This window comes from Citrobacter sp. wls708, assembly GCF_005281255.1.
In the GTDB taxonomy this organism is placed as follows: Bacteria; Pseudomonadota; Gammaproteobacteria; order Enterobacterales; family Enterobacteriaceae; genus Citrobacter; species Citrobacter werkmanii.
Genome location: NZ_SZXE01000012.1, coordinates 1 through 9,394 on the forward strand (window position 1 = coordinate 1; position 9,394 = coordinate 9,394).

Consider the following 9,394-nt stretch of genomic DNA (forward strand, 5'->3'; position numbering starts at 1 on the left):
ATTCTAACCAACTGAACTACCACTCCGCGTTGTGTTCCGCTCGGGAACGAAGCGAATATTACGGATTGCCTCGCGCCTCGTCAACGCTTTTTCTCACGTTTTTAATCGTTTGCTGCAAAAATCACCCGAATGGTCGTTTCTGCACTGTAATTGGGTCATTTACGCCCGCCAGAGACAACTTCCACCCTTCTTCTGCACCAGGTCAAGGCGCGATTCATGGGCCGCTAACTCCTCATCAGTGGCGAAAACAACGCGTAGTTTACTGGACTGCCGAACAATGCGCTGGATCCCCGTGTCATTTTGCTGCTGGCTGTCACCTTCCATCGAGAACGCCATCGTGGTCTGCCCACCGGTCATCATCAGATAAACGTCGGCCAGAATCTGGGCATCGAGCAATGCGCCGTGCAGGGTTCGTTTACTGTTGTCTATTTCATAGCGCGAGCATAACGCATCAAGGCTGTTTCGCTTGCCAGGAAACATTTTCCTTGCCAGCGCCAGGCTATCGGTTATTTTGCAAAATTCGTTGGTTTTCGGAATATCACGATTGAGCTTAGAAAACTCATAATCCATAAAGCCGATATCAAACGATGCGTTATGGATGACCAGCTCCGCGCCGCGAATGTAGTCGAGAAACTCATCGGCCACCTCGGCAAACGTAGGCTTATCGAGCAGGAATTCGTCTGCGATGCCGTGTACGCCAAACGCTTCCGGATCCACCAGCCGATCCGGCTTCAGGTAAACGTGGAAGTTATTACCGGTCAGGCGGCGGTTCACCACTTCGACCGCACCGATCTCAATGATCTTGTGGCCTTCGTAGTGGGCGCCAATCTGGTTCATACCGGTGGTTTCGGTATCAAGGACTACCTGTCGTGTAATTCCAGTGCTCATAACGGTCATTTATGTCAGACTTATCGTTTGATTTCGATTTGCTAAAACAGGAAGTCTACCAGAGATGCTTAAACAGGTAGAAATTTTCACCGATGGTTCTTGCCTGGGAAATCCAGGGCCAGGTGGTTACGGGGCAATTTTACGCTATCGCGGGCGCGAAAAAACCTTTAGTGAAGGGTACAACCTCACAACCAATAATCGCATGGAGTTGATGGCGGCAATCGTTGCGCTGGAAGCCCTGAAAGAACAGTGTGAAGTGATACTCAGCACCGACAGCCAGTATGTGCGCCAGGGCATTACACAATGGATCCACAACTGGAAGAAGCGCGGCTGGAAAACGGCAGATAAAAAACCGGTAAAGAACGTCGATCTGTGGAAACGTCTGGATGCCGCGCTGGGTCCGCATCAAATCAAATGGGAATGGGTTAAAGGCCATGCGGGCCATCCGGAAAACGAACGCTGTGATGAGCTTGCGCGCGCCGCGGCAATGAGTCCCACTCAGGATGATATCGGGTATCAGGCCGAGTCTTAAGCGTCCGGCTTGCGGTATTGCCGGGTAGCGCCAACGGCCTGGCGGATAGGCGTTTTGCTTTTATTTTGTTTCATTGGGTTGAGCGTAAGTGGGATGGTTCGCTTACGTGCGACCACCAGTTGCAAACATCCCAGGGCAGGAATATGGGCGCTTAACATTTTCCCGCCTTTCTTGTTCCAGGGCAGAACATGAAAGCGGCTGTAGTGCAGCACTTCAAAATTTAGCAAAGAGAGCCAGTCCAGTTGACGCATGAGGGTAAACATCCGGCTGTTGTAAGGCGGGGTCTTGCGCAATACCGGCACCAGTTTACGCAGTCCCATCAGGCTTACCGGATTAAACCCGCTCAGAATCAACCAGCCGTCATCAATTAGCACACGATCGGCTTCGCGCAGTAACCGATGCGGATCGTCGCACCACGGTAACGTATGGGCCAACAAACAGACATCCACCGATTTGTCGGCAAAGGGCAGATGTAAAGGATCGGCCGTTACCTGCATGGGAGAACCCAGCAAAGAAACATTTACCTGATGAGAAACCGCGCACGCTTCAGAATCGATTTCTGCGCTTAAATTACCAATTTTAAGCAGATGAAAACCGTACATTTTTGCGAACCACGGGTTAAGCTGATGCTCCAGCGCCTCACGATAGTATTCGCCCCAGGGTAAATCATCCCAGCTCACGGGCGCTACGACAGTTTGAGGGATCCTTGCCGGTTTCATCATAACCTTCCGTTTCGCATTGAGAGGTAAGATATGAATCTTAACAGTATTCCTGCATTTCAGGACAATTACATCTGGGTCCTGTCAAATAATGACCAACATTGTCTGATTGTTGACCCGGGAGAAGCCGCCCCAGTTCTGCAAGCCATTGCAGAACATAACTGGGTGCCAGAGGCCATTCTGCTGACCCACCATCATCAGGATCACGTTGGCGGCGTGAAAGAACTCCTGCAACACTTCCCACAAATAGTGGTATACGGACCGGCTGAAACGCAAGATAAGGGAACGACGCACATAGTCGAAGATGGCGATATTGCTCTCGTATTGGGGCATGAATTTAAGGTAATTGCTACGCCGGGTCACACTTTAGGACATATCTGTTACTTTAGTCACCCTTACCTGTTTTGTGGCGACACGCTCTTTTCTGGTGGTTGCGGTCGGCTTTTCGAAGGTACTGCAACACAGATGTATCAATCACTTAAAAAGATCAGCGCACTTCCTGATGATACTTTGATTTGTTGCGCGCATGAGTACACATTAGCAAATATGAAGTTTGCTTTAAGCATCCTCCCGCACGATTCGTTCATAAATGAATATTATCGTAAAGTTAATGAGTTACGCGTAAAAAAACAAATGACACTACCCGTAATTCTGAAAAATGAGCGGCGAAATAATATTTTTTTGCGAACTGAAGATATTGATTTAATTAATGAAATAAACAAAGAAACAATATTGCAACAACCTGAAGAGCGTTTTGCCTGGTTAAGGTCAAAGAAAGATACGTTCTGACAATTCCGGGTTGCCTTTTGAAAACTTCGCCGTTATGATCGGTCGTCTTTTAAGCAACTATTGACACACACATGAAGGCAAAAGCGATATTACTCGCCTCTGTCCTGCTTGTTGGGTGCCAGAATACTGGTAACGTCCAACAGCACGCACAGAGCCTTTCTGCAGCTGGTCAAGGGGAAGCAGGAAAGTTTACAAGTCAGGCGCGATGGATGGACGATGGAACATCTATCGCTGCTGATCAAGATTTGTGGGCTTTCATTGGTGACGAGCTAAAGATGGGAATTCCGGAAAACAGCCGGATTCGCGAACAGAAACAGAAGTATTTACGCAATAAGAGCTATCTCCACGATGTAACTTTACGGGCAGAGCCGTATATGTACTGGATAGCCGGGCAGGTTAAGAAACGTAACATGCCAATGGAACTGGTATTACTACCCATAGTGGAGAGCGCTTTTGATCCTCACGCAACGTCTGGCGCCAATGCCGCAGGTATTTGGCAGATCATTCCGAGCACGGGGCGCAATTATGGTTTAAAGCAGACCCGCAATTATGATGCACGTCGCGACATTGTGGCTTCCACCACTGCCGCGCTCGACATGATGCAGCGTCTGAACAAGATGTTTGATGGCGACTGGCTGCTGACCATTGCTGCTTATAATAGCGGTGAAGGTCGCGTGATGAAGGCGATCAAAACGAACAAAGCGCGTGGTAAATCCACCGACTTCTGGTCGTTACCGTTGCCTCAGGAAACGAAGCTGTATGTGCCCAAAATGCTGGCTTTGAGCGATATTCTCAAAAACAGCAAGCGCTATGGCGTGCGTCTGCCTACAACAGACGAAAGCCGCGCATTGGCACGTGTTCGCTTGAATAGCCCGGTTGAGATGGCTCAGGTTGCCGATATGGCGGGTATATCCGTCAGCAAGCTGAAGACCTTCAATGCAGGCGTGAAAGGCTCCACGTTGGGTGCCAGCGGTCCGCAATATGTGATGGTGCCAAAGAAGCATGCAGAAAAGCTGCGTGAGTCTCTGGCTTCAGGCGAAATTGCAGCCGTGCAGTCAACGCTGCTCGCGGATAACACGCCGCTGAACAGCCGTAGCTACAAAGTTCGCTCTGGCGATACGCTTTCTGGCGTTGCTTCACGTCTTGGCGTGAGCACAAAAGACCTGAAACAGTGGAACAATCTGCGTGGTTCTTCCCTGAAAGTAGGCCAAAGCCTGACGGTAGGCGCTGGAACCAGCGCGCAGCGCCTGGCTAATAACAGCGATAGCATCACCTATCGTGTGCGTAAGGGCGACTCGCTGTCGAGCATTGCCAAACGTCACGGGGTTAACATCAAAGATGTGATGCGCTGGAATAGCGACACGGACAACCTGCAGCCTGGCGATCAGCTAACGTTGTTTGTGAAAAACAACGGTATGCCGGACTCCTGATAATATTGTAGAAATGAAGGCACTGGTTTCCCCCCAGTGCCTTTTTTATTTATCCTGCTTTATGCGCCTCTACCATTATCGTGTCGCTGGTAAACGACCCCTCTTCCTGTAATGCAAAGTAGGTCTTCACGTCAGCAGATGCACTCTGTTGGTATAAACGAATCGCTTCGGTCAACGCCGCAGGCGTACGCATCCGCGCAACCCACGAACTGAACTCCAGCGGCAAGCGGTCAGTTAACAAGGTGTCAGCAATGAGATTCGCGTCATTGATTAAAGACAGCCACTCCCCGCTGGAATAATTGCGTACGTGCGAGGTATCACGCAACGCTTCCACGGTTTGTAACCAGATATCACGTACAGGGTGACCCGGCGACATCACATCCATCACGATCAGTACGCCGCCGGGCTTCAGGACGCGGTTCACCTCCCGCAGCGCGCGCCCGACATCATGCCAGTGATGCGCGGAATAGCGGCTAATCACCACATCAAACGCGTTATCTTCAAATGGCAGGCTTTCGGCATAACCCTGGCGCGTGGAGAGGTTTTCCAGCCCCCTGTCTTTTGCCGCCTCCGCCACCACTTCAAGCATTTGTGAAGATAAATCATAAGCTACGACCTGCCTGACGTGTTGCGCAGCTACAAAACTGGCATGCCCTGCTCCGCATCCCATATCCAGTAACCGGGCTTGCGGAAATGCTGACAATCTTGCGGACAGGCGTTGCAAATCGCGGCCAGAGGCATGCACCGCACTGGTCAAATAGGCATTAGCCTGAGAGCCAAACTGTTTTTCGACGTTGTCATGATGGGAGCGTGTTGTCATTGTGTTGTCCTTCGGTTGTTGTTTAATAAGAAGGGCAGCACCACTACAGGTCTGCCCTACGGCAGACCTGACACACCGTTATTGTTCAGGTTTGCCGGGACTGAATTCAACGAGTAGCGGATTGTGATCGGATGCGCGGGTGACCAGCACAGAGGCTTCACTCACGTTCAAACCACGATAGAACACAAAATCGAGAGGGCGACCAAACGCGCGTCGGCGTTGATCGTCGGTAAAGCGCACCTGGCGCAGCGACATTTCGCGCGCAAAGCGGTACAGCGCATTCATCCGTCGACGGCTCCAGGCATTAAAATCACCCGCCATGATCACCGGACCGCTGTGATGGGCAATCTGATCGCCAATAGGAAGTAACTGCTTACTATAAACATCAACGCCGAGGCTGAAATTTACCGCGTGGATATTCACCACCATCAATAAACGCGTATCTGGCAATGGGTAAACCGTCACCAATGCCGATTTCGCCAGCCGTAAAATAGGCTCACGCTCGCGCAATGGACAGCAGTAAACAGGATGGGCGGCAGAGAGCGTCATGACGCCAGAGGGGTGCTGAGGCAGCACAAAGGCGGGTACCTGGTCGGCAGCGAGATAGTTAGCGGTCGCAAACTGCACCAGTTCAGGCGTGGTTTGCGCTTCCTGCAATAACACCAGATGCGCATCTTTGCCAAAATTTTTCAGCACCGACTGCCATTCTGCACGCTGCTGCTTAAAAATATTCCATACCAGCACGCGAATGCGATCTTCACTGCTTAACGGAGCACCTGCGGGTAATGCCTGGCCAATATGCGCAAACGACCCTGGCGGTAAAATCCGCTCAACGGGCTGTCCGGCAACATAACGCATGGCATAGGTGTTTTTTCGCACTTTAGACTTTCAAACCTCTGTAACGTCAACCAGTCCGCAGCCGGACTGGTTCTTCTGTTATAGGGATTTTAGCACTCACTTTCAACGAACAATTGCAGTTTGTTTTGTAAGTGGGCGCTTACATCAATGATTTACCCCAGAGCAATGCGTACAGGTTTATCAAGGCGACCGCTGACGCCCATCAGTAAGAAAGCCACCAGAACAATGAGGGCACCAATCCACGGCGTCTGCGCCAAACCGTAATGCTCCACCGTTTGCCCGCCAATCACTGAACCCAATGCAATACCAATGTTAAACGCTGCAATGTTGAGTCCCGATGCCACATCTACCGCATTAGGCGTGAATTGTTCGGCTTTCTGAACAACGTAGACCTGCAAACCCGGTACGTTGCCAAAGGCAAAGATCCCCATCACCAGAATAGTGGCCAGTGCGGCGTACTGAGTGGATGCGGTCACCTGGAAGACCATCAGCAGAACAAACAGTGCGGCGAATATAAATTTCAGCGCAGGAACGGCACCATGCTTATCTGCCAGTTTGCCGCCCCAGATATTGCCGATAGCCACAGATACGCCATAGCCCAGCAAGATCCAGCTTACTGCTGCCGGGGAGAATCCTGCCAGATCCTGCATCATCGGCGCCAGGAAGGTGAATGCCGTGAATACACCGCCATAGCCCAGCGCCGTAACGGCGTAAATCAGCAACAGACGAGGATGGGTCAGCACTTTCACCTGGTCACGAATGCTGGCGGCCGCCCGACCGGGAATGTTGGCCGGGATCAGCAGTTGGCTACTAATCAGCGCAATCACGCCTAACATTGATACCGCAAGAAAAGTTTCGCGCCAGCCAAAATGCTGACCGATGAATGTCCCCAGCGGCACGCCCGTAACCAGCGCCACCGTTAAGCCGCCAAACATAATGGCGATCGCGGAAGCCGCTTTCTCTTTCGGCACCAGACTTGTCGCGATGGTAGAGCCAATTGAGAAGAACACACCGTGCGCCAGCCCCGTCAGCAGACGGGCGACGATTAATGTCATATAGCCCGGTGCCTGCCATGCCAGCAAATTCCCGGCCGTAAACAAGACCATCAGCGCGACCAGTAACTGTTTACGCGGTAAGCGTCCGGTCAGAGCAGTCAGCAGCGGCGCGCCAATAGCCACGCCCAGCGCATAGATTGAAACCAACATTCCGGCGGAAGGTAACGAGATCGCCAGTTGTTGAGCAATGGTCGGCACCAGGCCGACAATCACAAACTCAGTCGTGCCAATAGCGAAGGCACTTATTGTCAGTGCAAATAAAGCGAGAGGCATAAATAACTCCATAACATCAGTAATCAGATGACACGCAGTATGCCTGGATGTTTTAATGACAAAAATATTCAAAATATCAATTTAATTTTGCTTCAGGTGCAAAAATGAAAGCAACCTCCGAAGAACTTGCAATTTTTGTCGCTGTCGTGGAAAGCGGCAGCTTCAGCCGGGCGGCAGAGCAGCTTGGACAGGCCAATTCCGCTGTCAGCCGGGCAGTTAAAAAGCTGGAGATGAAGCTCGGCGTCAGTCTGCTTAATCGTACGACCCGACAGCTGAGCCTGACTGAAGAAGGTGAGCGATACTTCAGGCGTGTGCAGCAGATACTGCAAGAAATGGCTGCAGCAGAAACGGAAATCATGGAATCACGTAATACCCCACGCGGCTTACTGCGTATCGATGCGGCAACGCCGGTAATGCTGCATTTCCTGATGCCGCTGATTAAACCGTTCCGTGAGCGGTATCCCGAGATGACGTTGTCTCTTGTCTCCTCAGAAACGTTCATCAATCTTATTGAACGAAAAGTGGATGTTGCGATACGCGCAGGCACGTTGACTGATTCAAGTCTGCGCGCACGTCCGTTATTTACCAGCTACCGCAAGATTATCGCTTCACCTGACTATATTGCCCGTTTTGGCATGCCAGAGAGCGTTGAAGAGTTAAAACGGCACCTGTGTCTGGGGTTTTCTGAACCCATCTCGCTCAACACCTGGCCAATAGCCTGTAGCGATGGGCAGCTCCATGAGGTCGAATGTGGGATTTCTTCCAACAGCGGGGAAACGTTAAAACAGCTTTGCCTGAGCGGTAACGGCATTGCATGTCTTTCAGATTATATGATTGACAAAGAGATCGAGCAGGGAGAACTGGTGGAACTGCTGGTCGATAAGCGTCTGCCGGTAGAAATGCCTTTCAGCGCAGTTTACTACAGCGATCGTGCCGTCAGTACACGTATCCGGGCATTTATCGACTTCTTAAGTGAACATATAAAAACAGCTCCCGAAGGAGCTGTGAAAGAGGGTTAAAGGGTACAAAGGGTCAGGCAATTAATCCCACTCAGGGGCCAGACCTTCCGGGCTAACCAGGCGATCGTTGCAATCCAGTGCCGCGATCGCTGCTCTATCTTCGGCATCCAGATGCAGTTCCAGTGCCAGTAGGTTACTTGCCAGGTTTTCACGCTTGGTGGAAGAAGGGATTACTGAGTAACCTTCTCCCATTGCCCATGCCAGGATAACCTGTGCCGAAGTCGCATTATGTTTTGCGGCGATGCGCGCAATCACCTCATCTTTCAGCGCTTTACCATAAGCCAGCGTCATGTAAGAGGTGATGTGGATACCGTGCGCTTTCGCCCAGCCAACCACCCGACGGCTCTGCAGATACGGAGACAGTTCAATCTGGTTAGTGGCGATGTTCTCCACGCCCACTGTAGCAATGGCTTTTTCCATCAGCGGAATGGTGAAGTTTGAAATGCCAATTTCGCGAGTCAGCCCTTGTTCTTTAGCTTCAAGCAATGCCTGCATAAATTCTTCGACAGAGACGGCGTCACCCGGAGATGGCCAGTGGATTAGCGTCAGATCGACATAATCCGTACGAAGTTTTTTCAGGCTCTCTTTCAGGCTTGGGATCAGCTTGTCTTTGCTAAGGTTTTCAATCCAGATCTTGGTGGTGATATACAGCTCGCTACGTGGTACGCCGCTCTCTGCAATCGCCTGGCCAACAGCCGCTTCATTATCATAGATTTGCGCAGTGTCGACAGCACGGTAGCCCAGCTCTAGCGCCGTTTTAACAGAAGCGATAACCACGTCGTCTTTCAGGCGAAAAGTACCTAAACCGAATGCAGGGATAGTCATGAAATTCCTCTTTTTAATCACAATGTTCGTTTACGGAGAGGATTATGAACTTCAGCGCTTTATAGAAAAAGAATGAAAAATGCAGAGGATTTTTGCGAATTTAGCAATAATTAAATCGCAGGCAAAGAAAAAGCCCTGAGCGTTAGCTCAGGGCTCTTAATAAGTGGCGGAACGGACGGGACTCGA

General features: G+C 50.9%; 9 protein-coding genes and 1 pseudogene. 4 read left to right on the forward strand and 6 right to left on the reverse strand.

What is annotated here, in order from left to right; translation table 11 throughout:
* Nucleotides 1-159 precede the first annotated feature (159 nt).
* Nucleotides 160-888 carry a DNA polymerase III subunit epsilon gene (gene dnaQ / locus FDW97_RS05095; RefSeq protein ID WP_038642996.1) on the reverse strand — a complete coding sequence of 243 codons (729 nt, stop codon included), beginning with the start codon at nt 886-888 and terminating at the stop codon, nt 160-162.
* Here dnaQ and rnhA point away from each other — a divergent pair.
* A pseudogene (gene rnhA, locus FDW97_RS05100) lies at nt 842-1,420 on the forward strand (ribonuclease HI). The gene dnaQ and the pseudogene rnhA overlap by 47 nt on opposite strands.
* On the opposite strand, the gene FDW97_RS05105 reads toward rnhA, so the two are convergent.
* Complete coding sequence (locus tag FDW97_RS05105) at nt 1,417-2,139, reverse strand: class I SAM-dependent methyltransferase (RefSeq protein WP_038637488.1); 723 nt, start codon at nt 2,137-2,139, stop codon at nt 1,417-1,419. The pseudogene rnhA and the gene FDW97_RS05105 overlap by 4 nt on opposite strands.
* A gap of 33 nt (nt 2,140-2,172) precedes the next feature.
* Here FDW97_RS05105 and gloB point away from each other — a divergent pair, with 33 nt between their 5' ends.
* Both gloB and mltD read left to right on the forward strand, forming a co-directional pair.
* A complete protein-coding gene (gloB, locus tag FDW97_RS05110) occupies nt 2,173-2,928 on the forward strand; it encodes a hydroxyacylglutathione hydrolase (RefSeq protein ID WP_069323837.1) in 756 nt (251 codons plus the stop codon).
* A 71-nt stretch (nt 2,929-2,999) separates the two neighbouring features.
* Nucleotides 3,000-4,358 (forward strand): murein transglycosylase D, encoded by a 1,359-nt coding sequence (mltD, locus tag FDW97_RS05115; RefSeq protein WP_042310500.1) that lies wholly within the window; start codon nt 3,000-3,002, stop codon nt 4,356-4,358.
* A gap of 49 nt (nt 4,359-4,407) precedes the next feature.
* Here the strand turns inward: mltD and FDW97_RS05120 are convergent, their stop codons facing one another.
* The 3 genes from FDW97_RS05120 to FDW97_RS05130 form a co-directional block, all read right to left on the reverse strand.
* A complete protein-coding gene (locus FDW97_RS05120; protein ID WP_137350725.1) occupies nt 4,408-5,178 on the reverse strand; it encodes a class I SAM-dependent methyltransferase in 771 nt (256 codons plus the stop codon).
* Nucleotides 5,179-5,256: 78 nt separating this feature from the next.
* On the reverse strand, nt 5,257-6,057 hold the full coding sequence (locus tag FDW97_RS05125; RefSeq protein WP_038637479.1) for an endonuclease/exonuclease/phosphatase family protein: 801 nt from the start codon (nt 6,055-6,057) through the stop codon (nt 5,257-5,259).
* 131 nt (nt 6,058-6,188) lie between these two features.
* Nucleotides 6,189-7,364, reverse strand: coding sequence for an MFS transporter (locus tag FDW97_RS05130; protein WP_137350726.1), 1,176 nt, complete (start codon nt 7,362-7,364; stop codon nt 6,189-6,191).
* A gap of 104 nt (nt 7,365-7,468) precedes the next feature.
* Between FDW97_RS05130 and yafC the strand changes: the two genes are divergently transcribed.
* Nucleotides 7,469-8,383, forward strand: a complete 915-nt coding sequence (gene yafC / locus FDW97_RS05135) for a DNA-binding transcriptional regulator YafC (RefSeq protein ID WP_137350727.1) — start codon at nt 7,469-7,471, stop codon at nt 8,381-8,383.
* Nucleotides 8,384-8,404: 21 nt separating this feature from the next.
* Here yafC and dkgB read toward each other — a convergent pair whose 3' ends face one another.
* Nucleotides 8,405-9,208: a 2,5-didehydrogluconate reductase DkgB gene (gene dkgB, locus FDW97_RS05140; protein ID WP_087856510.1), complete on the reverse strand. Its 804-nt coding sequence runs from the start codon at nt 9,206-9,208 to the stop codon at nt 8,405-8,407.
* Nucleotides 9,209-9,394: the final 186 nt, after the last annotated feature.

Coding starts and splice junctions, on each gene's coding strand:
- dnaQ (WP_038642996.1), bottom strand. CDS start 888: ATGAGCACTGGAATTACACGACAGGTAGTCCTTGATACCGAAACCACC.
- FDW97_RS05105 (WP_038637488.1), bottom strand. CDS start 2,139: ATGAAACCGGCAAGGATCCCTCAAACTGTCGTAGCGCCCGTGAGCTGG.
- gloB (WP_069323837.1), top strand. CDS start 2,173: ATGAATCTTAACAGTATTCCTGCATTTCAGGACAATTACATCTGGGTC.
- mltD (WP_042310500.1), top strand. CDS start 3,000: ATGAAGGCAAAAGCGATATTACTCGCCTCTGTCCTGCTTGTTGGGTGC.
- FDW97_RS05120 (WP_137350725.1), bottom strand. CDS start 5,178: ATGACAACACGCTCCCATCATGACAACGTCGAAAAACAGTTTGGCTCT.
- FDW97_RS05130 (WP_137350726.1), bottom strand. CDS start 7,364: ATGCCTCTCGCTTTATTTGCACTGACAATAAGTGCCTTCGCTATTGGC.
- yafC (WP_137350727.1), top strand. CDS start 7,469: ATGAAAGCAACCTCCGAAGAACTTGCAATTTTTGTCGCTGTCGTGGAA.
- dkgB (WP_087856510.1), bottom strand. CDS start 9,208: ATGACTATCCCTGCATTCGGTTTAGGTACTTTTCGCCTGAAAGACGAC.